17 protein-coding genes are annotated in these 23,046 nt (G+C 41.9%); 6 read left to right on the top strand and 11 right to left on the bottom strand.

What is annotated here, in order from left to right; translation table 11 throughout:
- Positions 1-64: 64 nt before the first annotated feature.
- The 3 genes from WC715_03995 to WC715_03985 are packed head-to-tail and all read right to left on the bottom strand — an operon-like array spanning position 65 to position 3,989.
- On the bottom strand, positions 65-1,864 hold the full coding sequence (locus WC715_03995; GenBank protein MFA6171581.1) for an ABC transporter ATP-binding protein: 1,800 nt from the start codon (positions 1,862-1,864) through the stop codon (positions 65-67).
- Between the two features lie 3 nt (positions 1,865-1,867).
- Positions 1,868-2,872 (bottom strand): DegT/DnrJ/EryC1/StrS family aminotransferase, encoded by a 1,005-nt coding sequence (locus tag WC715_03990; protein MFA6171580.1) that lies wholly within the window; start codon positions 2,870-2,872, stop codon positions 1,868-1,870.
- Position 2,873: 1 nt separating this feature from the next.
- Positions 2,874-3,989 (bottom strand): GNAT family N-acetyltransferase, encoded by a 1,116-nt coding sequence (locus WC715_03985; GenBank protein ID MFA6171579.1) that lies wholly within the window; start codon positions 3,987-3,989, stop codon positions 2,874-2,876.
- Between the two features lie 302 nt (positions 3,990-4,291).
- Between WC715_03985 and WC715_03980 the strand changes: the two genes are divergently transcribed.
- From WC715_03980 to wecB, 6 genes are all read left to right on the top strand, one after another.
- Positions 4,292-5,806: a hypothetical protein gene (locus WC715_03980; GenBank protein MFA6171578.1), complete on the top strand. Its 1,515-nt coding sequence runs from the start codon at positions 4,292-4,294 to the stop codon at positions 5,804-5,806.
- Positions 5,807-5,808: 2 nt separating this feature from the next.
- Complete coding sequence (locus tag WC715_03975; GenBank protein ID MFA6171577.1) at positions 5,809-6,951, top strand: polysaccharide pyruvyl transferase family protein; 1,143 nt, start codon at positions 5,809-5,811, stop codon at positions 6,949-6,951.
- A gap of 4 nt (positions 6,952-6,955) precedes the next feature.
- Entirely contained in the window at positions 6,956-9,619 is a 2,664-nt protein-coding gene (locus WC715_03970) for a cobalamin-dependent protein (GenBank protein MFA6171576.1), read from the top strand.
- A 9-nt stretch (positions 9,620-9,628) separates the two neighbouring features.
- On the top strand, positions 9,629-10,255 hold the full coding sequence (locus WC715_03965; GenBank protein ID MFA6171575.1) for a methyltransferase domain-containing protein: 627 nt from the start codon (positions 9,629-9,631) through the stop codon (positions 10,253-10,255).
- The gene (locus WC715_03960; protein ID MFA6171574.1) at positions 10,252-11,430 is read left to right on the top strand and encodes a glycosyltransferase; all 1,179 of its coding nucleotides are present in this window, start codon (positions 10,252-10,254) and stop codon (positions 11,428-11,430) included. The genes WC715_03965 and WC715_03960 overlap by 4 nt, the downstream gene beginning before the upstream one ends.
- 133 nt (positions 11,431-11,563) lie before the next feature.
- Positions 11,564-12,682 carry a UDP-N-acetylglucosamine 2-epimerase (non-hydrolyzing) gene (wecB, locus tag WC715_03955; protein ID MFA6171573.1) on the top strand — a complete coding sequence of 373 codons (1,119 nt, stop codon included), beginning with the start codon at positions 11,564-11,566 and terminating at the stop codon, positions 12,680-12,682.
- Positions 12,683-12,706: 24 nt separating this feature from the next.
- On the opposite strand, the gene WC715_03950 is transcribed toward wecB, so the two are convergent.
- The 8 genes from WC715_03950 to WC715_03915 form a co-directional block, all read right to left on the bottom strand.
- Positions 12,707-14,512 (bottom strand): hypothetical protein, encoded by a 1,806-nt coding sequence (locus WC715_03950; GenBank protein ID MFA6171572.1) that lies wholly within the window; start codon positions 14,510-14,512, stop codon positions 12,707-12,709.
- Between the two features lie 14 nt (positions 14,513-14,526).
- Entirely contained in the window at positions 14,527-15,942 is a 1,416-nt protein-coding gene (locus WC715_03945) for a radical SAM protein (GenBank protein MFA6171571.1), read from the bottom strand.
- Between the two features lie 91 nt (positions 15,943-16,033).
- Positions 16,034-16,885: a methyltransferase domain-containing protein gene (locus WC715_03940; protein ID MFA6171570.1), complete on the bottom strand. Its 852-nt coding sequence runs from the start codon at positions 16,883-16,885 to the stop codon at positions 16,034-16,036.
- 1 nt (position 16,886) lies between these two features.
- Positions 16,887-17,651, bottom strand: a complete 765-nt coding sequence (locus WC715_03935; protein ID MFA6171569.1) for a class I SAM-dependent methyltransferase — start codon at positions 17,649-17,651, stop codon at positions 16,887-16,889.
- Positions 17,652-17,654: 3 nt separating this feature from the next.
- On the bottom strand, positions 17,655-19,526 hold the full coding sequence (asnB, locus tag WC715_03930; GenBank protein ID MFA6171568.1) for an asparagine synthase (glutamine-hydrolyzing): 1,872 nt from the start codon (positions 19,524-19,526) through the stop codon (positions 17,655-17,657).
- A gap of 6 nt (positions 19,527-19,532) precedes the next feature.
- A complete protein-coding gene (locus WC715_03925) occupies positions 19,533-20,477 on the bottom strand; it encodes a glycosyltransferase (GenBank protein MFA6171567.1) in 945 nt (314 codons plus the stop codon).
- Positions 20,474-21,877: a phospholipid carrier-dependent glycosyltransferase gene (locus tag WC715_03920; protein MFA6171566.1), complete on the bottom strand. Its 1,404-nt coding sequence runs from the start codon at positions 21,875-21,877 to the stop codon at positions 20,474-20,476. Before WC715_03920 ends, WC715_03925 begins: the two co-directional genes overlap by 4 nt.
- A gap of 40 nt (positions 21,878-21,917) precedes the next feature.
- The gene (locus tag WC715_03915) at positions 21,918-23,045 is read right to left on the bottom strand and encodes a glycosyltransferase family 4 protein (protein MFA6171565.1); all 1,128 of its coding nucleotides are present in this window, start codon (positions 23,043-23,045) and stop codon (positions 21,918-21,920) included.
- Position 23,046 lies beyond the last annotated feature (1 nt).

Genomic DNA, 23,046 nt, shown 5'->3' with positions numbered 1-23,046 from the left:
AATCGCCAGACTTGCCTTCACACCATTTCTTTAAACATCAGCCTGGGCAATTTCCGCATCATTTCTAGGCCAGCTCCCGAATGTTATAAACTTTGTAAAAATAGCTCTTGCAATCTTTTAGAAGATCGTCCGGCTTCCCTTCCTCAATAATTTTCCCGTTCTCTAAAACAATAATCTTGTCTGTCGCCATAACCGTTGAAAGCCGATGGGCGATGACTAAAATTGTAATTTTTCCTTTTAATCTTTCTATGGCTTCCTGGATAAGCATTTCCGATTCATTATCCAGGGCGCTTGTTGCTTCGTCAAGGATTAACAAATTTTGCCTTCGAGCCAGAACCCGGGCCAAGGCGATTCTTTGCCTTTGTCCGTTGGAAAGTAAAATTCCCCTTTCTCCCACAATCGTATCGTATTTATCGGGCAAACCTTCAATAAAATCATGGATGTTCGCCGTTTTAGCCCCTTCAATAATATCATTTTCTGCCAAACTATCTTCATAAAAACGGATATTGTTGGCAATCGTATCATTCATTAAAAAAATATCCTGCGAAACATATCCCACGTTAGATCTCCATTCATTTATAGATATTTTCTCAATATCTATTCCATCAACCGTTATTTTCCCTTTTTCAGCTCTTAGAAGTCTTAGTAAAAGATCAACAATGGTGGTTTTTCCCGCCCCTGATGCGCCTATAAGGCCAATCATTTTTCCTTTATTGATTGAAAAATCGACCCCGTCCAAAACTTTTTTGTCTTTGTTATAGCTAAATCCGACGTTGTTAAATCTGAAAGATTTATCAAATCTGAATCTCTCTTGGCCGGCATCCGCCTCTTTGCTATTTTTAGTCATGTCCTGATAGTCTAGAATGCTTTTTAGATAAGGCGCGGCAGAAACCATTCCGTGCAATTGCGCCTGGAACATCTGGATTAGGGTAAATATTTGGTTAATGGCGTAGACTATAACGGCAAAAGTTCCAAAATCAAAAAGCTGGGTTTTATAAGAAAAGGCAAAAAGCGACATAATAAAAACCAGTCCAATCGGCTGCATCAAGGCGTTGGTAATATTTTTTGCCACCGCCGCTTTGATATTCAGCCGCTTTACCTCATCAAAATATTTCGTCCCTTTTTCGACTACTTTTTTCTCGGCCAATAAAGATTTTACCGTCTTCATCCCAAGAATATTTTCGTTAATGAAGTGGGCCATTTTCTTATAAGTCATGGCGGTCAATTCGGACATTTGCTTGCTTTTAAAAAACAGAGGCTTAAAAACAAACATAACTAGTACTCCAAGAAGCAAGGCCATGAGAGTAATGGGAATAGAAAGATTTATGGCGATAGTTATATAAACCAATAGCTTGGTGACGATGATGATAAAGCTAGTTAGATTGAAAAAAAGCCCCGAACTGGTATTAACGTCGGTCGTTATTACTTGATCCAAATAGCCCAGTCTTTGGGTTGAAAGATATGGCCAATCGGATTCCAGCGTTATTTTAAAAAGATGGGCCCGGGTTACTCTTTCGTATTTGGCGGTTATTAAAGAAGAAATATAGCTGGCGAAAAAAAGTACGGCTGACTTGGCAATGAATAGAATGATCAGCAAAATCAGTAAATATTTTAAAGTAAAAGGTACGCCTGAAAAAAGAAAGACCTTTTCGATCGTTTTGGTAACTATATCGAGGCTGTCCACCCGGCCTTTGCTGACAAAGGAAAAAATCGGGATGATCGTCGTTATGCCAATGCCTTCAAAAATCCCGTTAAAAAAACTCAATATTACCAAACTTGAGATGGCCATTTTATATTGGCCGAAAGCGCGCCTAAAAAGCCGAAGAAGGCTCGCGATTTTTTTGAAAATTTCTATGACTGGCATAAATTAAATATTAGCTTTAACCGCCTTGATTATATCCTCAAGCTCCCTTTCTCCGAGTCCCTGGTGGCACGGCAACCCGACACATCTCTCAAATTTAGGCTTAAGCATATTTTTATTGACGTCAAAGTGGTAAACGCCGGAAATAATATTTATTTTTTTTAGGGAATGGACGACTTTTTCTTCCGCGCCCTTGCGGGTAAACAAAGGAAGCGCCCAAGGAAGAATATCATCCGCAGAAAAAAGTTCCGCGCGGCGGCAATTTTTAAAAGCTTCTCGGAGGAGAAAAAAATTCTTCTTCCTCCTGGCCAATGCATTATTTTCTCCCGCCAGTTCGCTTTTTACCTTGTTTAGCGAATAGGCCGGGCATCTCCCCAGCCGGTCATACACGGCGTAATACCTTTCAAGCTCAATCAAATTATTCTTATCCGGTTTTCGGCCGACCTTAAAATTATGGTAAAAAGCTTTTCGGGAAAGTTTATCTTCGCCTTGGGAAAGCTCCCTTTCTGCAAATTTTTTTAATTTTTTATCTTCAGAATAAATTGCGCCGCCAGCTATGGAGGAAAAAAATTTGGCAAAGCTAAAGATGGCCGCCTGGCCAAAAGTTCCGAGCCTTTTTCCTTTATAATAGCTTCGGAAAGCGTGGGCGCAGTCTTCAATCATAACGAGCTTTTTATCTTCGCAAAAATCCTTAAGATAATCAATATCTTGAGGAAATCCCCATTGATGGTAGGCCATAAGGACTTTTACCTTTTTATTGTAAAAAACTGTGGGAAAGCAAAACTTATGCATTATCATATAAACCGGCCCCCCAAGCCAAGACGGAACCATTACCTCGCCGGTTTTATCGCTAAGCGTTCCATTCTGCCGGAAATATTTTAATACTAAAGAAAGCGCGGTTTTTCCGGAAAAAGTACAAACGATATCCTTTTCCAGCCGCCCGAAAACAGACAGCCGGCAACTTTTCAGCTTCTCAATTTTTTCGGCCTGGATATTAAAACTGGTTAGCATATTAAGATTGAGGTATTTTAATAATATTGTCTTCTTTTAAATATCTGCCGATTAACGCTTCAACCTCATATTTTTGAAGTTTGGGATTCTTATAACCAGTCCAGGTTATCTTCGGCAGAAGCACTCCGCCGTAGCGCTCTTTAAAAACGCTGATGCTTTTTTCCTTGGGGCTGGAGACGTAAAAAGGCTGGGCGCCATAATGCATCCGTCCCAATTCATAAAATTCAAACCCTTGCTTTTTGTAATAAAGCATTGCTTCCCATTCAAGCATATGGCGAGGTGAAAATTCTTTTTCACGCTCAAGCAGATTGGCCTGGGACCAGCCAAAAGCCATCTTATTCCATTCCCCGGCAAATAAAAAACTTATCGGCTCATTATCATAAAAAGCGGCGAATAGGCTGGCTTTTTTTTCTCTTAGGCATTGATGCATTATGTCCCAAGTTTCATCCGGACGGGTTTTTTTGCCTGAAGCAGCGAAGTGAGCTTGCCGAAATTCGGAAAATCTCTTGTCTAGCTCTTTCGAATTTTCTGAAGAATTAAAAACCTTGGCTGCGACGCCCTTTTTCCGGGTTCTTTTTATATGCCGGTAATGGTATTTCCCCACCTCTTTTACGAGATCCTCTTCTTCGCGGGTTAAATCTATGGCTAAAATATTTTCAACAAGATAAAAAAATTGGTAGCGCAGTAATTCAAAACAGTATTTAAAATCCAGCCGGCCGCAATCCAGCATATCTTGGTTTAATGGATGGCGGGCAAAAATTATTTTTTCCGCCTTATTTTTTTCCAAAGCCTCCAAATAAATCTGGATAATAAAATCGAGCGTCTTTCTCCGCTCGCTTCTGTGCGAGCTAGTTAGGGCTGGAGCGCCCAAAGGTCCGAACCCGAAAGAAAGCGCCCGTACACCCGATCCGTTATCAGTTGCTGCGAGCGGGCAGATGGCCAAAAGTTCGCCCTCATCGTATAGGGCGAATGAATTGTGGCTTATTACCCCCGACATCCGGCTTGCATAGCAAAGCCAGTGCCAAGAATGGTAATAGCTTGCCTCTTTTAGTCTTTGAACTTCCTTGTCCCACCCTTTTTGGCTAAAGTCAGCAAAATATTTTATATTATACGCCATAATTCAGAAGAAAATAGCTTTGTAAAAACAGCCCAACTAGAGCTAAAACTACTATATTATTATAGTCAATGAGCCTATCATTGTCAAAGAAAAAAGCTGTGCGAGAAGGATAAATTTCATCTTAGCTTAGCTAAAAACATCATCTTTAAGCTTCATAGAAAGATGGAAGATGCTAAACCGAAATTAAGCTTATTTTAAATAAAAATCGCCCTGTAAAAGAGTGCGATTTTAATTGACAGTCAAAAATCTATACTGTTATAATCTTACTATCGGCTTTTGTTTAAAGGCTAAAAAATTTCTTTATGAATAAGCTTGAAGGAAAAAGGATATTAATGGTTCAACAGCGCCATTGGGGAGTTTATATTGGACACGAAATCGCTAAAAAACTTCATCACGAAGGGTGTTTTCTGGCGGCATTGACTTTAAAACGGACAACTACCGAATTTACAAGAAGCCAAAAAGAAGTTCCCTATCAATTGATAATCGACAATGACAATGTAATGAGCCGTCCAGCCGATTACCTTTCCGGCGAAACTTATTCAATAAGCGAAATTTGCTCCGAGCTCGGGGTTAATTCTATTTGGCCAATCGTTCTTTCTTTAAGAAACCACGTCCGCTCTTATAAAGAAAAATATTATTACGGCTTTTCCCCCAATTTGCCCGAAGAAGAAATCCTTTTATACGTCCAAGCCGTTTATAAATATTTAAAAATTATTTTCACTCAATTCAAGCCCGAACTGATTATCGCTCCAAACTTCGTCGCCCTTCCGCATATCATGCTAAATTTGTACGCCAAAAAACGCGGCGTGGAGATGATTGCCTTATACGACAGCAAAGTGAGCGGAGTAAGAATTTTTGCCAACAATTACAATGTCGGCGGCGGCTATTTTCACGAATTAGTTAATCTTTTAAATGAGAAAAAAACAGAAAGCCCCAGCCGGGAAAAAGCCAGAAAATATATAAGTGAATTCCGCGCCAATTTCAAGCCGCCCGAGTATCTTATCAATAAGCCCCGCATCGGCTTATACAAAAAAACCCGGCAATTTCTTTCTCCCTTCAGGCAGATTTTTTACTGGTACTATAAACGCCCAATCAATGTATTGGAAAGCACCGGCATAACTCCCGACTTCCGCCCGCCAAAAATTATCTTACGGGATTTTTTCAGCCACCTGCGCAACAAACGCTTTCTTGACCGTTTCCCTTTCTGTCCTTTAGAAAAACTTGGGCGATTTGTCTATTTCCCCTTGCAGGTCCAGCCCGAGGCGACCATTGATGTTATCGCTCCTTATTTCGGCAATCAAATAGAGACCGCCCGGCTGGCGGCAATGTCTTTGCCGGCGGACTACGCTTTAGTGGTCCGAGAGCATCCGGGAATGGCCGGCCGGCGCTCTCCTTCTTATATAAAAAAAATTGCCCGGTTAATTAACGTTAAATTTGTCGACTACCGCATACCCAATGAAATTTTCTTGAAAAAGGCCAGCTTAATTATCAGCCCGAGCGGGACTTCGATTGCTGAAGCGGCATTTCTAAATAAGCCGGTTATCCAATTAGGGAACTTGGAAACCACCCTAATGCTTCCCAACGTCCGAAAGCATACTGATTTTACTACTCTTTCCGCGAAAATCAAGGAAATACTTGGCATGGATTTTGACGCCGAATATGAAAGGCGGCTGGAAAATTACGTGGCCGCCGCCTTTGACTCCGGAGTGAGTTTAAACTATAACACTATCTGGAAATACGGATCTAAAGAAATTGAAGAAATCGAAGCTCTTTGGGAATGTTTTAAAAAAGAGGCTGAAAGAATCTTATTAAAATAAGCATGTATAATAAACCAAACATTCTAAATATCGGCTGGGTGGGACAAGGCGACTTTGGCGATGAAGCGATGGCCTTTGCCCTGCGCTCTTTCCTTAAAAAAAACGGCATAGACGCGATCACCTATTATCAGCACGGACGCCGGCCGGCTTACCGGGGGCAAGAAGAAATAGAAATCAAAAGCTTATATAACTTCAAAGCCAGCCAAAAAATTAGACGGCTGCTTGATAATATCCGCCTAAGAAAATTCGATGCCCTAGTAATCGGCGGCGGTTCGGTGCTCCATTCCTTAAACAGCATCCAGTGGAAATATGAAGTAATAAAAAAAATTAAAAAATTCAATAAAAAAAGCCTGGTGGCCGGCTTGGGAATTTCAGTCGGACCCATAACGACCGCTGACGAAAAAAAAGCGTGCGCCCGGCTCCTTGACAGCCTGGATATCGCGGTTCTTAGGGACGCACATTCTGCCGAACTGGCAAAAAAAATTAGCGCTAATCCCGAAATACACTCTTCTCTAGACACTTCCCTGCTCCTTTTTGAACTTTTTACCGATTACTTCAGCCGGCCGAAGAAAAATGATGAAGACCTGATCGGCCTCATGCTTATAAAAAATAAGGCGCGGGAAAAAGAATTTTTTGATCATTCTCATTTTGATAAATATATTTATTTGATAAACCGATTAATAAAGGAAGGTTTCCGCGTCAGACTCTTTAATCTATATATTGGAAGCGAATACCCGGATGTTGAACTGAATCTTCGCCTAAAGAACTCCTGCGAGGCTCCCGATCGCGTGAGTATTTATAGCTTTAATGGCGATATCTTTAAAACTATGGATGAAATGTCCCGTTGCCGATATGTCATTTCCATGAGGCTTCATGGGATTATTTTTTCCTACCTCCTGGGATTGCCTTTTTTATCTTTAGGCTATAATCCGAAAAATCAATATTTTTGCGACTCAATCGGCTACCCCAAGGACCTTTCTTATGATTTTAATTCGATCAAAGACGCGGCCGAATTAAACCCGGCAATTGAAAATTTATTGCAACGAAAGGAAAAAGCATATGACGGCGCACTTGCGCTTCCAGCTGCCGCCCGGCTGGTAAAAGATAATCTGGATAAATTTTTGGCTAAGTTAAAATCAATTTAATCTTGTGATTGACGAAGTACTGCTCATAAGGCCTTATGCCTGCGAAAAAAAAGAATTCCCCTTGGGACTTCTTTATTTAGGAACGGCCTTAAAAAATAAAGGTTATAAAGTTAAGATTGTGGATTTGCACGATCGTCCGGAATTGGAAGGACAAGTTTTAGATGACCTTAGAAACTCGCCCTCCACTCTTTTGGGAATTAGCGCTCTAGCCCCGCATTACCGCTGGGTAAAAAAATTCTCTTTAGAAGTAAAAAAAATATCCCCGGGGACAAAAATAATTATCGGCGGGCACATTGCCGTATCCTGCGAACTCCTATTAAAAAACTGCGAGGCGGATTTTGTCTGTTTGGGAGAAGGCGAAACCGCGCTTCCGGCCTTGATAGAAAACTTAAATAATTCAAACCAACCGGAGACGCCCGGCATTGCCTACCTTGATCCCGAAGGTAAAGTAATAAAAAACCGGGCGTGCGCCCAGGCGAAAGACTTTCTAATCCCTGATTATGATTTAATCGATATCAACCGCTACCTTATTCATCCGAATCAGGACGCTTTTTTCCGCCGCTCAAAAGAATACCAGGCCGTAAGCCGTCCGGACGACAAACTGGGAGTAATTATGTTTTCGCGCGGATGCGTAGGCTTCTGCGGCTTTTGCTATCGCCATCTGCCGGGCTTTAGGCAGGGTTCGCTAAATTGGGCCTGGGAACACTTAATGCTTCTATATAATAAGTACGGCATCCATTATTTCAGAATTGATGATGAGCTTTTCACTTCTGATCCTGAATGGTTTGGAGCTTTGCGTGAAAAAATCAAAGAAAGCGGGCTGGGTATTATGTTTCGGATTACCGGCTTGAGAACTGACCTGGTGAACGATAACCTCTTGCACAGCCTAAAGGATATGGGTTGTATTGCTGTTAATTATGGCATCGAATCTTTTTCCCAAAAAATTCTCGACCGGATGCTAAAAGGCGTAACCGTAAAAGACAATTTTCGAGCGGTTGAGCTCACCAAAAATAACCATTTGGATTTAATGATCTACCTTATCTGGGGCTACGCTGGAGAGAATAAAGATACTATCAAGGAAACCATTAACAACCTTCTATCGCTTAGACTCCCTCCAGAGTCCATTTCACTTTTTTACTTAGTCGCTCTGCCAGGAACAAAAATTTATTACGACGCGCTTCGTTCGGGAAAAATTAGGGATGAAGAAAAATACCTGGAGTCGCTCTACGTAATAATGGAAAAGCGCGAAGGCATCCACAAATATTATATGCTCAATTTCTCCGAGCTTTCAGAGTTGGATTTAATCCGCTATGAAAAAGAGCTTTTCTTTTTTTTAAAGCTGCAAAAAATATTAGGGCGTAATTTTATATTTGATACAATAAAATTTTTCACCGGCCTTCTTTCATCAAAACTTTTTCTTTTTTTACTAAATGGCTTAAGCACAGTAAAAAATTCGGTAATAAGATTTAAAAAACGATATAAACTTTATCTTCCTCTTTTAAGAGAATTTTCTGCTAAAATTAGAATTCAGCCGAATATTAAAAAGCTGGAACGGATAAAAAGCCTGCCGGCCGCAGGTGACCGGTACCATATTGTCCAAACCATAAACTGGCTGAAGAAAGCCCATGACGCCGCCTGGCCGGGAGTTAGCCGGGGCTTTAGCCTAACTTGGAACCGAAAATTTAAAAAGGCGGGCTGGCAGCCTCCCTATCCGGAGACTACCGGCTATATCATCCCCACATTCATTAATGCGGCGAAAACTTTAAATGACCAAACCTTAATTGATAGGGCGCGCGTTATGGCCGATTGGGAATTAAAAATTATGCTTCCTTCCGGCGCCGTCCGGGGCGGCCACTTAAGTCCGAAAAACATCCAGCCGGCAGTTTTTGATACCGGCCAGGTAATCCGCGGCCTTTTGGCAATTTACGAAGAAAGCGGCGAAGAAAAATACTTATCGGCCGCGAAAAAATCCGCTGATTGGCTATTGGCGGGAGAGGATAATAAAACCGGCCGCTGGGTAGAAAATAACGCGGCTTGCGTCAATAAAAAAACCACCACTTATAATATTTATGCGCTTGCGCCAATTGCCCGGCTGGGCAAAGCGGTTGGCCGCAAAGAATATATTTCATGCGCAAAAAGATCGGCCGAATATGCCATTTCGATGCAAAACGAAAAAGGCTGGTTTATGGGAGCTGATTTTGAAGACCGGCCGGATTTATTATTACATACTTTAGCCTATACTATCGACGGCCTATGGGACGCAGGAATTTCATGCCATAACGAACGCTTTCTTCTTTCGGCGAAAAAAGGCTTGGACGGAATTCTGTCGGCCATGCGAGACGACGGATTTATCCCCGGCCGCCTAAAAGCCGATTGGAGCTCGGATGTGAGCTGGGCTTGTTTAACCGGTATCGCCCAAGCTGGAATTACTGCTTTAAAAATATATGACCAGGCGGGTGAAGAAAAATACTTAACTTTCGCCATGAAGGCTAAAGATTATTTAAAAAAACGCCAAAACGTAAGTTTTGAAAATCTGGGCGGGGGCTTGGGAGCAATCTTTGGGAGCTGGCCCATAGCCGGCGCCTATCAACCTTACCAGGCTCTAAACTGGGCGGCAAAATATTTTGCCGACCTCTTACTATTTACATTGCCAAAAAAAGGCATCTAAAATAATATTATGACCAATTTAAAAGGATTGGCACCAAAATTCGGGCTTGATTGCACGCCCGAATACGTTGCCGGCTATAAGGACACGCATTTAAAACCAATCAATTTCGATTATAAGCTGGGCTATCTTTTTTTTCTGATCACTGATACCCTGCTTGATAATTATCGGCTCCTGGATATTGGGTGCGGAACGGCCGGCTACTATCGGCTGGCAAAAAATTTAAAAGAATTAGTTGGTTTGGATTATTCAAAAAGGATGATCGCAACGGCCAACGAATTAAATGCCTTAAATAAGCCCTATAAGTCAGAATTTATAAATTCTACCTTTGATCAGTATAACGCCGTAAAAAAATTCGACGCCATTTTAGATAATGTCAGCGGCAATTACTTGCCGCACAGCGTTGTCCGCTTGAAAAAAATTGCCGAGGCGCTGAATAATAACGGCCTCTGTGTTTTTCATATTCAACCACCGGCCGGGTTAAAGGAGCGTTTGGGAATTTTAATTAAAAACCGGGCTAGCTATAAAATTACCGAAAAAAAATTCCTTTCCATGGTCAAAGAAAACGGGTGTTTGACAACGATTTTCAGCTATAAAAAAAGGGATCGTATTACCTTTTTTCTAAAAAAATCCGTATGAAAATATTGTGTCTTAGCTTCCGCACTCCGCCCCAAATCCGCCCGCAGGCTATTTTAATTGGAAAAATGATTCCTGAATGGATCCGCCAGGGAGCCGAGCCGATAATTATTACTTACGACGGCGGGGAATGGCGCCCGGGCGCTTTAGTATATAAAATACCAACGCCAAAAATCAGCCCCCGTTTTTACCAGCTGCCTATTATTGGAAGCTTGCTTGAAAACTTGTATTATAGAAAACTTTTCCGACTGATTTTAGGTATTATTAAAAAACATTCACCGAGTCTAATTTTCTCTTTTTCCAATCCCCAGGCGAGCAACCTTCTTGGCGCGAGGCTTAAGAAAAAAACTGGCCTGCCTTTCGTTTCCCATTTTAGCGACCCATGGTATCTTCATCCTTTTTTAAATTTCTCCCCGAAGAAAAACCGGAAAATCTATAGCCAGGAAAAATTCGTAATCGAAAACAGCGACCGGGTGGTTTTTGTAAATGACGTATTAGAAGAATATACAATGAAAAACCACCCATCTTCCTGGCGGGAAAAATGCCGGATAGTGCCCCATTGCTTTGACAAAAAAGATTACCCCGTAAAACCAGAGGTGAAAAATAAAAAATTTACTTTTAGCCATATTGGCGCTTTTTATCCCCAAAGGAATCCGGAAATATTCTTAAAAGCCTTTTCAAAAATTTTCGCCCGCCGGCCGGAGTTGAAGCAAAAAATTAAAATTGAACTGGTTGGCGCGACCAATGCCTACGCTGGCTACGACAGTAAAAAACTTAACGGATTACTGGATGGTTATAACTTAAATTCGGTCGCGGAAATTATTCCCCAAGTTAGCTATTTAGAAAGCTTAGGGCGGATGACGGCTTCCAATTGCCTTTTTGTAATTGACGCCGACATTCCCGGAAGCATGTTCCTTCCCTCAAAAGCTATTGATTATGCCGGGAGCGGGACGCCGATTATCGGTTTAACCCCAAAAGATAGTCCGACGGAGAAATTTTTAGCCGGACTCGGCTGTCCGAGCTTTCACTATGATCAGATTGAAGCACTGGAAAAAACCTTGGAAAAAATTATCTCCGGCGAGATGATTATCCGGATAAATAAAGATTTTATATCTCAATTCCAAGTCGAGTCTACGACTGAAAAACTTCTGTACGTATTCAAAGAGGTCCTGGCTTAACTGGAAAAATTATAATTGCGTTCCATAACTATTTGACCATCTTACTCATTGGTTGTAAATATTGACGATTCAGTGTAAAAAAAGTATAGTTTTTACACCAAAAACTCTAATCTTTAATAAAAAGCAATCTTTTGTGAAAATAGGCATAATTTTAGGCACCCGGCCGGAAATCATTAAAATGTCCCCAATTATTAAGGAACTTTCGATCCGAAGGGAAGATTTTTTTATTTTACATACCGGCCAGCACTATAGCTACGAGATGGATGCTAAAATTTTCGATGATTTAGATTTACCGATGCCAAGATATAATCTTAACGTCGGGGGGCAGGAATACCGAAAGCAAGTAGGCATGATGATCAGGGAAATATCCGAGATTTTAAAAAAAGAAAAGCCGACAGTCGTAATTGTCCAGGGGGACACTAACAGCGTTTTGGCCGGTGCCCAGGCCGCCAATAAATTAGGCATTAAAATCGCTCATCACGAAGCCGGCTTAAGAAGCCATAACTTGAAAATGCTTGAAGAAAATAACCGGATAATAACCGATCATATTTCCGATTATCTCTTTGCCCCGACCGAAGATGCGCTAAAAAATCTACTGGAAGAAGGAATAGAAAAAAGTAAAATCTTTTATTCAGGGAATACCATCGTAGACGCCGTTTTTGAAAACTTAGAAATCAGCCGGAAAAAAACAAATATCCTGGAAAAACTCGGGCTCCAAAAAGGAAATTATGTCTTAGTTACCGCCCATCGGGCGGAGAACGTAGATATTGAAAGCCGCTTAAGGGGAATTCTTGAGGGCTTGGCTAAAGTTGCCATGCAAATAGATATTCCGGTCATCTTCCCTATCCACCCCCGAACATTAAATAACCTAAAAGCGTTTCAGCTTCCGATTCCAGAAAAAGTAAGATTTATTGAACCGGTCGGTTTTTTAGAATTTTTACAGCTGGAAGCCAATGCTAAACTAGCCATAACTGATTCCGGCGGAGTTCAGGAAGAAGCCTGCATCTTAAAAATACCTTGCGTCACCGTTCGGGATGAAACCGAAAGGCCGGAAACAATAACATGCGGAGCCAACCAGCTGGCTGGTGTTTTACCGGAAAAAATACTTAGCTGTGTTCTGGAAATGCTTAAATGCGAAAAAACTTGGCCGAATGTTTTTGGAGACGGAAAAGCGGCTAAAAGAATCGTCGATTTTTTAATTTCTGAACAAAAAAAGTCCTCCATTTTAAAATCTCTGGAGAAGAAAGCTTAAACTAAACCATGCTAGAGTACACCCTCAATTTCCCGTATTAACGGGTTTTTTATTATCTTTGAATGAATAGACGAAATAATCTTCTCTTTTTTCAAGAAGCCTTGCCTCTGGTAATTCTTTTTTTAACCATTCGTTAAGCTCTCCGTTGGACACAACGTAGTCCAGGCGGTATTTTTTCAGCCGCTGGCCCAAGGGAGCTTTCCTGAATTCTTTATAATCGGCAGAAATTTTTTCTATGCGCGTATATTTTTCTTTCCAGCTCGGGTGGTCGGGACCGTCGTTTAAAAGCTGATTTAAATCGGTAAAATAATAGCTTCTAAATTCTTCCGGCATGGATTTAAGGTAATCCTCCACACTGGCAGGATTAATGCCCTCTAAAGTTAGCAAAACCAAAAAATTAAAATTGCGGCGCTCATCCGGCGTACCGTAAAAGGCCCAGGGTATTTCATATACGTTCATCTTGGTAAACGCCGGAATTAAGTATTTCAGCTGCGCATCATTTGCTGACAAGATCACATCGTCTTTGTTGAATTTTTGTTTTACCCAGCTTAAAACATCTGAATATTTTTGATCGGCATAAATATAAGGCATTAAATTTTTCGTTATTTTGTACTCATTAAAGATGCCGTAGCCTAAGCAAAAGATGATTATAAATGCGCAAAAATTTATCCACAATCTTGGATAACGCCGGTTAAAAGCGTAATAAACAATTAAAATCAGAGCGGCATAGCTTAGAGAAATAGTATACTGAACAAAATGATGAGGCCAAATCGTCCGTCCGGTGATTATCTGTTGATTAAAAGCCCCAAGGCCCCCGAGGACTAAAGCGAGGCCAAAAAGCCACCAATAATCTTTTTTCCAATTGAGCTCTTTTTTTATAAAAAGAAAAGCGGACAATATTAAATAAACCAGCAAAGACGCCAGTAAAACCTTGTTGAATATCGGCACATGGGTTAAAATCAGGCCATTCCTCCTGGTTGCCTCGAGATTGGAAGTCAGGTTAAAATCTTTTTGGAGTCCAAGCCAATAAGGAACTGTAATAAGAATTCCGGTAATAACTGATAAGGCAATCCATTTAACCGCCTGGAAATCCTTAATTAGAACAAGGAAAAGGGCTAGGGTGCCGCTAATAGCCAATGCCAGCCCCCAGCTAAAAAAATAGCTCAAGACCATCAAACTGAACATTCCCGCGGCAAAAAAAGCATATCTTTTTTCTCTTTCCTTATTGATAATTTTCCAAATTAAGATTAAGAAGGAAAAAATAAACAGGGCGCCGGTGATGGGATTAACCGGCCGGGTCCAGATATTAAATCTGGCTACATCGCTTGAAAAAAAAGTATCCCGCACGGCGGTGAAATCAACAAAAGGGTAGCCGAAGACTACTAATAGCGCGCCGGCGATAGAAGTTAACTTGGCCTTAAAATCATTCTCCTTAAGAATGCTTTTAAAAAGACAATGGGCAAGGAGAAAAAGTAAGGCGGGAAATAAAAACTTGCCAATAATCAACGCCCATGGGGCGCTAAGGCCGAATAGATAAGCTAGTCCGGCATAAAGATATTGCCCGGACGGCGGAATCAACGGCTTAATATTTTTATGTTCGTAATAATATGGCGAGCCTGCCCAGCCGTGGCCGTCAAGCACTTCTTCGGTCATTGCCAAATAGACCAAATCATCTCCGCTAACATAGAAAAGGGGCATCGATAGGCCGTACCCGTTTTTCTCCAGATTATAAATTCCCGCCCATTGTGAAAAACTGGCGATTAATCCGATAAAAATGGCCAAAATAATGATAGCCGCGCGCCTTTTTATAAAGATGGCTAGCTTATTCATGATACTTTATTTAATTATTCGCTCATGCCGATAATCAGTTTAAGCCCGTAATAATACTGCTTAATAATATCCCAGCTTTTAATCCGTTTCAGGTGCTTCCAAAAAAAAGCCGGGCGAAAATAATAAGCCCGAAAAGCCTTTTTCTGCATCTCTCTAACCTCTTCAGCGTTTTTATAGCCGTTTGGAATATAGGTCGGCGTCGTCCGCCCTTTATAAAGAGGGACGATATAACCGCTTTTCATGGCGTCATCATATAGCTCGGTTCCCCATTCCGGGTAAGTAATTAAAAACATAGCGAAGCTCGTATTTAATTCCTTAGCAAAGTTAATGGTATTCCGGGCTTTTTCTGGTGTTTCTCCGGGAAGCCCCAGCATAAAAGAAGCGCGGATGTCTAACCCAAGCTCATCACACCATTTTACCGCACGCCGGGCCTGTTCTAGCGTGGCGCCTTTCTTTATCCGGTCCAAAAGATCCTGATTGCCGGTTTCAAAACCGAAAAAAATACACCAGAGCCCTGATTGCTTGGCCCGCTTAAGCATATTTTCAGTTACGGAATTAACCCGCCCGCAAGCTGACCAGGGAATTTTAATCCCGCTTTTATCAAGCAAATCACAAAACTCTATAATCCATCTCTCATTAATCAAAAAGTTGTCGTCCCAGAAAGTAATCTCCCTCACTCCCTGGTTCTCGTAAAGGGATTTTATTTCCGCTACTACCCGGGCGGGGCTGTGGCGGCGGTAAATTTGTTTGGCCCGTCCTGAATTAAAACAAAAAGTGCATTTTCCCCAGGGGCATCCGCGCGAAGTAACCAAATTGGCGTTGGGCATCTTTTTATATTGGAGCGGTAAAGGCTGATAGATTTTATAATCATAAAGCTCATAAGCCGGGGGCAGTAATTCGTCCATCTTAATTATCGGCTCGGTCGGAGGATTCTTTATAAATCGGCCATCAGCGGTTTTGCCCCAGGTGCCGGGAAGGTCAGCGGCAATTTTTCCCGTCTTTTCAAACGAATCAACAATAGGCAGGATGGTTCTTTCCCCTTCTCCGTATGATAAGCAGTCAATCATCGGTATATTTTCAATAATATGGTCAGGGAAAGAATTTGCGTGCGACCCGCCGTATAAAATCGGAATGGCCGGGAATTCTTTTTTTAGTTCCCGGACTAACGAATACGATTCTTCAGCCGAAGCGGTTAAGGAAGAAATTCCGATTATGCCGGGCCGATAATCTTTTACGCTATTAATCACTTCTTCATTGCCATAATTTAACGGCGGACAATCAATAATTTTAACATTGTGGCCGTTTTTTATTAATATCGCGGCCAGATAGCCAACCCCCAGCGGCGGAAAAAAACCGGCCCGAATCGAGCGCTTGGTTCCGTAGCCTTTTTTCATAAGATCATAAGGCGGGGTAATAAAAAGAATTTTCATAATTGAAATGAGTGAGGAAATGGAAAATATTAATTTGCCATTTCCGAGTGAATGAAATTATATCATCAGATATAGCTATTTTTTGGTGAAATTATCTTTTTCTAGCCACCAAATAAATCATCGCCGAAAGATGGATGGCTTGAGGCAGCCGACTGTAGATAATATCGAAGATTTTCAGGGGAAAAAACAAAAACATAAATAAATTAACCATTAACCAATAGGCTTTTTTACTCCCTAGCGAGAAAGTGAGTGCCATAAAATAGCAAAGATAAGCGGTTAAGGCTGAAAATGGCCCGGAGCGGACTCCGGCTTCCACGATTTCGAAATCAGCAAAAAGCCTAATTAATCCTTCTTTGGTCCAGCGGTGAAAGTCTCTCGGGGAGGAATGAAAAGGATATAAGAAAGGAGCGCAAACATATACCATACCTCCCTTTTCCAGCACTCGCCGCGCTTCTCCTGCCGCCGCTTCGGGATTTAAAAGATGCTCAATAACATTATCCAGGATAATACTGGAAACCGAATTATCACATAAGGGCAGCTTAGATATATCAGCTAGCACTTTAACTCCGGAAAAAGGAAAAACATCTACATTTATTACTGCTGGCGAAAAAACTTTCGGGCCAGAGCCCAGGTTTAAACTAAGGCCTTCGGTTTTATATTCTTTCAAAAAAGCTTCGGCGCTTAGCCCGCTAAACCAGAGGGGACCAAAAAAATTGGCGATAAAATAATAAAAACCCGGCCAGCGTTTGAAAAAATTCCTGATTGAAGCGCCCTCTTCCATAACCTTGCCGCGAATATCTTCTTTAGCTTGAGAATCTAAAAAATCCAGGAATTCTCCCGAAACTGGAAAGCTTTTTCTGCAAACCGGACAGAAAAAGCCGTCCTTATCTTTTTGCAAACCCGAGCGGCATGAGGGGCAATTTAACTTATCTTCAAAATTCATATTATTTTATTCCGATTACCGTCCAGCCGCAGTTATTAGGCGGACGAAAAATTCTAATGTCCTTCAAACCAGCGTTTGCCAAAAGACTTTCAGCCTCATATTTAGTCCAGTAATTGGCCACTTCGGGGATTAACTGGTCGAAAACAATGCTGTGGACATGAAAAAATTTAAAACCGGCCAGCTGTTTTAAATATTGATTGCCGCCCCGGTAGGCCTTTAGAAAAAGCCAAAGCGGAACAGAACAAAAATAACTTAAAAAGTGGACTAAGGAGACCGGGAGTTTTGAGGTAATGTTTTTCCTGACCGGGTCAACCAGCCGGGTAATCCATTCATTGCCTTCGTAGCTATACACCCAGATTAATAGCGTTCCACCAGGTTTTATTGCTTCGTACATCTTTTTTAAAGCCAGCCCAGGATCCTTTAGATGATGGATCACGCCGATTGAGATAGCAATATCAAATTCATTTTTCCAATCTATTTCATAAATGCTTTTCTTAAATACTTTCGCCTGTGAAAAAGATTTAATATTCTCTTTGGCCGACTCAACCGATCTTTCGTCTAAGTCAAAGGCGGAAAGCCCGCCCGCTCCCCATTTTAAGGCGAAATAACTGTTTCTTCCCATACCGCAACCGGCGTCTAAAACTTTTTTACCTGAAAAATCCGCCGGGCCGAGAGGTGAAACCCAATTTTTAAATTGAAGCTCGTACTGGGCTTCAATATTTTTATATTTTTTCCATTCGTAGCCGAAGCGCTCTTCTGAAGCCATAGTTTATTCCAAATAATTTTTTGACCACATCTGAAAAATAAGAAGGGTCCAAATTTGTTTGCGATTATCTTTTTTTCCCGAGAAATGTTCGTTTAGTAATCTTTCCACCTGCCGCGGATTAAAGATTCCTTGTTTTCTTAAAGCTTCCGCGCTCAAATAGTCCAAAACTAATTCCTTTAACGGTCCGGCAAGCCAGCGGGCGAGCGGAATGCCAAAGCCTTTTTTCTTGCGCCAAATAATTTCTTCGGGCAGCCGGCCTTGCATTAATTTTTTTAAAATGTATTTCGTCTTAAAGCCTTTTAATTTCCATCCAATCGGAAAACTATTGGCCAAATCAACTACGCTGGCGTCTAAGAAAGGCGACCGCACCTCGAGCGAATTATACATACCGGCCCGGTCGACCTTAGTTAGAATATCATCCATCAAATAGGTGCGCAAGTAAAGGTTAGTTAGCTGGTTAAAGTAGTTTTCTCTCTCAACGTTTTTTTGCCAAACATCAATCTCTTCAAATTCATTTTGGCCGGACAGCTGATTAAAAACCTCCGGAGTAAACAACTCTGATTTATCCTTGGGAAGGAACGCCGCTAGCCATCTTTGGTATCGGTACTTTTTTTCGCCGTCAAAACCCCGGACAAAGCTTTTCACCGCGAAATCCCAGCTGATATTATTTAAAGAGGTTGGGAGAAGCCCCGCTCCCCTCTCTATTATACCTTTTCTGAAAAAACCGGGAAGCCTTTCGTACCAATATTCAGCCTGGTGGGCTAAAAAAGTATCATAGCCTAAAAAAAGCTCATCTCCGCCGTCTCCACCTAAAGCTACCGAGGCTCTCTCCCGGGTAAAGCCGGAAAGAATAAAGGTGGGCAGTATGGACGGGTCGGCCAACGGCTCGTCTAATAAGCGGGCTATTCGGGGCAAAAGCTCCAAGCAGTCATTATGGGAAAATTCTTTTTCGTGGTGGTCGGTTCCCAGATGCCTGGCTACCTGGCGGGCGAATCGGGCCTCGCCAAAGCTCTCTTCTTTGAAGCTAATGGTAAAAGTTTTTATCTTGCTTGAACTGTTTTTTTGAGCGTAATAAGCGATAGCGCTTGAATCAATTCCTCCGGACAAAAATACTCCCAAAGGGACATCGCTAATCATTCGAGCCGAAACCGCCTGGTTAAGAGCTTGATCCAGCTTAATGAGGCCGTCTTTAAAATCTTTAACCGGCGCGCGCCCAAATTCAACTTCCCAAAACTTTTCCGTCTTAAGCTCTTTCCCGTTCCAGCTTAAAAAATGGCCGGGTTTTAATTTCTGGGTGTTTGAAAAAATGGTTTTCGGTGTTGGTACATATTCATAAGTCAGGTATTTGCTTAAAGACGCTAAATCCAATTCCTTTTTAAAAAGCGGGTGTTTCATCAAAGCTTTTATCTCTGAACCGAAAATTAAAGATCGTCCGGCTATAAACCAGTAAAGCGGCTTTTTTCCCATCCGGTCCCGAGCCAGTATAATTTTTCCTTTCCGCCGGTCATAAATCGCCAAAGCGAACATGCCCTGGATTTCAGTAAAGACTTTCTCTCCGATTTCTTCATAAAGATGGAGTATTACTTCGGTGTCGGTTTGGCTTTTGAAATCGTGCCGGACTTTAATTTTTTCTCCCAGTTCCCGAAAATTATAAATTTCTCCGTTAAAAACGATAATCACATCCCCGGCCTCGCTGGCCATCGGCTGATGCCCGGCCGGACTTAAATCGAGGATAGAAAGGCGCCGATGGCCAAGTCCAACATTATTATCCGTAAAAAAACCTTCATCATCCGGACCGCGATAGCTAATGGACCGGGTCATGTCTTCCAGTATTTTTCGATTCCCTTCACCCCAATATCCGGCGATTCCGCACATAAGCGCTTAGTTAAAATTAATTTTCTCTTTTATCTGGTAGACGGTCTTTTTCTGACCCTCAAAACTGTTCCGCATTATCATTTCGGCAATCAGTCCCATTAAAACAAACTGCAGGCTGGCCATGGAAAAGAAAGCGCCCATTAACGGCAAGGGGGTTTGGATTAAAGTGGCGATGCCGGCCAGCCGAAGATAAATGGCCAGGACAAAAGAGGCCAGCGCGAAGCTCATAAGTACAAAGCTGACCCAGCCGAAAAAATGCATCGGACGGGTAGTGTACCGAGTAAGAAATTTAACGGTTAGAAGATCTAAAACAACGCGCAGAGTCCTGCCGATTCCGTATTTGGTTTTCCCGAATTTTCTTGGCCGGTGATTTACTATGATTTCCGCCACCCTAGCCCCGTCCCAATATGCGTAAGCCGGGATAAAGCGATGCATTTCTCCGTATAAATGCAATTCTTTTACTACCTCTTTTTTATAGGCTTTTAGAGTACAGCCATAATCATGGAGATAAACCTCGGTTATCAAAGAGATTAGATAGTTTGCTATCCAGGAAGGAATTTTTCTTAAAATCAGCGCGTCTTTTCTGTCTTTTCTCCATCCGGAAACTACATCATAGCCTTCTTCCATCTTCTCAATCAGCCGGGGAATGTCGGCCGGATCGTTTTGGCCGTCGCCGTCTAAAGCAATAATTATTCCGCCCTGGGCCGCGTCAAAACCGGCGCTTAAAGCGGCGGTTTGGCCGTAGTTTTTTTTGAAATCAATAATCTTAAAATTATTTTCACCCCGGGACGCGTTCCGAGCAACTTCCAGACTTTTATCGCTTGACCCATCGTTAATGGCCAGCACTTCGAAAGCCAACCCAAGCGGGGCTACGGCATTTCTTATTTCCCGAAAAAGCTCATTAATATTTTCCTCCTCGTTATAAATCGGAATAATGATAGAAAGTTTCATATTTTTTCTTTTATGATCTTTCGCCCTCTTTCTCTGTTCCAGCTACTGACTCCCTTAAGAGCGATAATTAATATTAAGCTGTTAATCGGAAACCGAAAGCGGCTGTTTACGGCCAGGCCGTTTGAGATGGTTGTCAGGGAAAAATAAATGCATATAAAAAGGAATAGCCCCAATTCCGGATTAAGCCGCTTTTTTTTGATTAAATATATTGAACTAAAAACCAGGCTTAAAAAAATAACCGACCAGACTGCGCGCATAAATACAATGGCCAAGGCCGGTGATTTAAGAATACCGATCATCAGATTAATTTTTTGGCTCCAGGGAGAAAATAATAAATCTAGAAAGTGCGGCATGCCTCGCAAAGAAGAAGCCCAGCCCATATTGCCTTGAAATTCCAAAACCCCGTCATGAGTGAAAAATGTTATTACGCTGATTACCGACATTTTTACGAGCTCTTTCGGATGACCTAAGATAAAAGGAACCGAACGTTCGCGGAACCAGCCTGCAGTATCAAGATAAACTTCGGGGAAATAGTCAAAGCCATTTTGAAGAAAGAACCTTCTTTGTCCTTCCGGGTAGCCGACGTTATCTCGCAAGGAAACTAACGAGGGCGACAAGGCGGTGAATAGAACCTGATCCTGGACCGAAGTGAAAGAAAAATTGCCAAATACCCGGTAATTTCTAACATACCATGGCAGGACAATAATATAAAAAAAGAAAAAAAACAGCAAGGCCGGTTTAAGGTAAAGCTTTTTTTTCAACGCCCCGGCGCCTAGCCAAGCGGCTATGAGAAAAACTGGCAGTAAGTAGATAGAGGGGCGGATTAAGGCGGCTACACCGGCTGAAACCGCTGAAGCGGCCAAAAACCAGTACTCCCGGCCTTTTTCATTGGTTCCAGAGAAGAAAATTTGTAAAAAATTCAGGAGCCATAAAAGGGATAAGAGGAAAAAGAAGGTAAAAAATATTTCCGAAAGCATTTTTGCGGTTAGGCTTAATCCCAGCGGTTCAAAAATTAAAAAAGAGGCGATGAGGGACGCAAGCGCCGGCCGCAGTTTTGACTTTAGGGCCAGTCTCCTCGCTAAAACCGGAATTAGGCCGGAGGCGATAATCTGCAAAAAGAAAAAAGGCAGGGCTGTGTTGAATAAACGATAGGAAGAGTAAATCAAGGCCGGCAGTCCGGGCGTACGGATTGAGTCAGGCAGCAGTTGCCCGCTTACATCCCGGGAAAAAACACCGAATTTTAAAAGGTTGTCGGCGATTTCGTAATAGCCGTCGGCGCGTAAATCAGCCGGCTGAAAATTAACCTCTTTTAAGGCAATATAAAAAAATATAACCCGCACTATTACGGCTATAAAAAAAATTATTAGTTCCGGCTTATATTTCGCCAAAAAATCTTTCATAAAAATATTATAAATTTTGGAAATTACCGGCCGAGCCTGCTTATAAGAGCGGCTCTAAGATTTTCTCCGCCCGTTTTTTCCAAGTATACCCCTTAACCCTGTCATAGGCCTGGCTGGATTTTTTTTCACCAAAATTTTGATCTCCGACAACTTCTTTTATCCCTTCGGCCAAACTTTTTGGATCACCCGCCTCGACTAAAAAGCTATTTTTTTCGTCCAGCACTTCCCTTATCGACGGCAAGTCCGAAGCGACAATTGGCCTTTTCGCGGCCATATATTCAAAAAGTTTTAAGGGCGAAGTATATTTTTCCGATATTGGGTCGCCTTTTTTGTTCGGCAGGATTAAAACATCGGCCGCCTTTAAGAAGTATGGAATTTGGCCGTGAGGCTGGTGTTCGAAAAGGATTAAATTCTCTTGAGGATAGTTTTTCTTGATTTCCTCTATGTCTTCTTTCCGCCCGCCGATCAGCACTGCCGTAATATCGGGGGAAAAATATTTAATGGCTGACAATAAGACATCCACTCCCTTCCAGCCGTATAAATAAAAACTTCCGCAATAAAGGGCAAGTTTCTTATCAATCGGGAGGCCGATTTTCTCCCGGGCATCTTTCTTGGAAATTTCGATGCCAAAAATATCCAAATCAACCCCGTCAGGCGCCACTAAAATTTTTCCTTCAGGAATCCCGATTTTAACCAGCTCTTCCTTTAGCATTTTGGTAAGGACTATAAGCTTTTTCGCCCGGCGCCAGCTTAGCTTATGGATAAAGCCCGCCCTGGCCGGAAGCGTGTGGATTTCCAAAAAGTAATTTTTAAAAAAAAGGCCGATCAGCTCTTCCCGGGAGTAAAGGATTTCCGGTTTTCCGTTTTTTAATTGATAGAGCCACAAATAGATTCTTGCGGAAATAAGAAAGGTAAGAGTTTCAACAAGGTATCCGAATCGCCCGTTAATAAATACTAAAATATCCAGACAGGCCAGCCGGACTATGGAGAAAGTTTTCTTTACGGAATAAAAATCAAAAGGGCTGCCGCTAATTTTATTAAACCGGGCCGGGATGATGAGTTTTACCTTCGCGCCATTTAAGGAAAAGGCCTCGCACATTTTCATTACCTGGATGCCATGGGCTTTTTCGGTTGGCAGGCGGACGTTAAATATATAGGCAAGCTTCATG

Source organism: Patescibacteria group bacterium, assembly GCA_041661505.1.
Taxonomy (GTDB): Bacteria; Patescibacteriota; Patescibacteriia; order Patescibacteriales; family JBAZCA01; genus JBAZCA01.
This window is presented reverse-complemented; position numbering and strand designations above follow the sequence as displayed.

What these genes read in the sequence shown, in the direction of transcription:
- WC715_03995 (MFA6171581.1), bottom strand. Translation starts at nt 1,864, where the DNA reads ATGCCAGTCATAGAAATTTTCAAAAAAATCGCGAGCCTTCTTCGGCTT.
- WC715_03990 (MFA6171580.1), bottom strand. Translation starts at nt 2,872, where the DNA reads ATGCTAACCAGTTTTAATATCCAGGCCGAAAAAATTGAGAAGCTGAAA.
- WC715_03985 (MFA6171579.1), bottom strand. Translation starts at nt 3,989, where the DNA reads ATGGCGTATAATATAAAATATTTTGCTGACTTTAGCCAAAAAGGGTGG.
- WC715_03980 (MFA6171578.1), top strand. Translation starts at nt 4,292, where the DNA reads ATGAATAAGCTTGAAGGAAAAAGGATATTAATGGTTCAACAGCGCCAT.
- WC715_03975 (MFA6171577.1), top strand. Translation starts at nt 5,809, where the DNA reads ATGTATAATAAACCAAACATTCTAAATATCGGCTGGGTGGGACAAGGC.
- WC715_03965 (MFA6171575.1), top strand. Translation starts at nt 9,629, where the DNA reads ATGACCAATTTAAAAGGATTGGCACCAAAATTCGGGCTTGATTGCACG.
- WC715_03960 (MFA6171574.1), top strand. Translation starts at nt 10,252, where the DNA reads ATGAAAATATTGTGTCTTAGCTTCCGCACTCCGCCCCAAATCCGCCCG.
- WC715_03950 (MFA6171572.1), bottom strand. Translation starts at nt 14,512, where the DNA reads ATGAATAAGCTAGCCATCTTTATAAAAAGGCGCGCGGCTATCATTATT.
- WC715_03945 (MFA6171571.1), bottom strand. Translation starts at nt 15,942, where the DNA reads ATGAAAATTCTTTTTATTACCCCGCCTTATGATCTTATGAAAAAAGGC.
- WC715_03940 (MFA6171570.1), bottom strand. Translation starts at nt 16,885, where the DNA reads ATGAATTTTGAAGATAAGTTAAATTGCCCCTCATGCCGCTCGGGTTTG.
- WC715_03935 (MFA6171569.1), bottom strand. Translation starts at nt 17,651, where the DNA reads ATGGCTTCAGAAGAGCGCTTCGGCTACGAATGGAAAAAATATAAAAAT.
- asnB (MFA6171568.1), bottom strand. Translation starts at nt 19,526, where the DNA reads ATGTGCGGAATCGCCGGATATTGGGGTGAAGGGAATCGAAAAATACTG.
- WC715_03925 (MFA6171567.1), bottom strand. Translation starts at nt 20,477, where the DNA reads ATGAAACTTTCTATCATTATTCCGATTTATAACGAGGAGGAAAATATT.
- WC715_03920 (MFA6171566.1), bottom strand. Translation starts at nt 21,877, where the DNA reads ATGAAAGATTTTTTGGCGAAATATAAGCCGGAACTAATAATTTTTTTT.
- WC715_03915 (MFA6171565.1), bottom strand. Translation starts at nt 23,045, where the DNA reads ATGAAGCTTGCCTATATATTTAACGTCCGCCTGCCAACCGAAAAAGCC.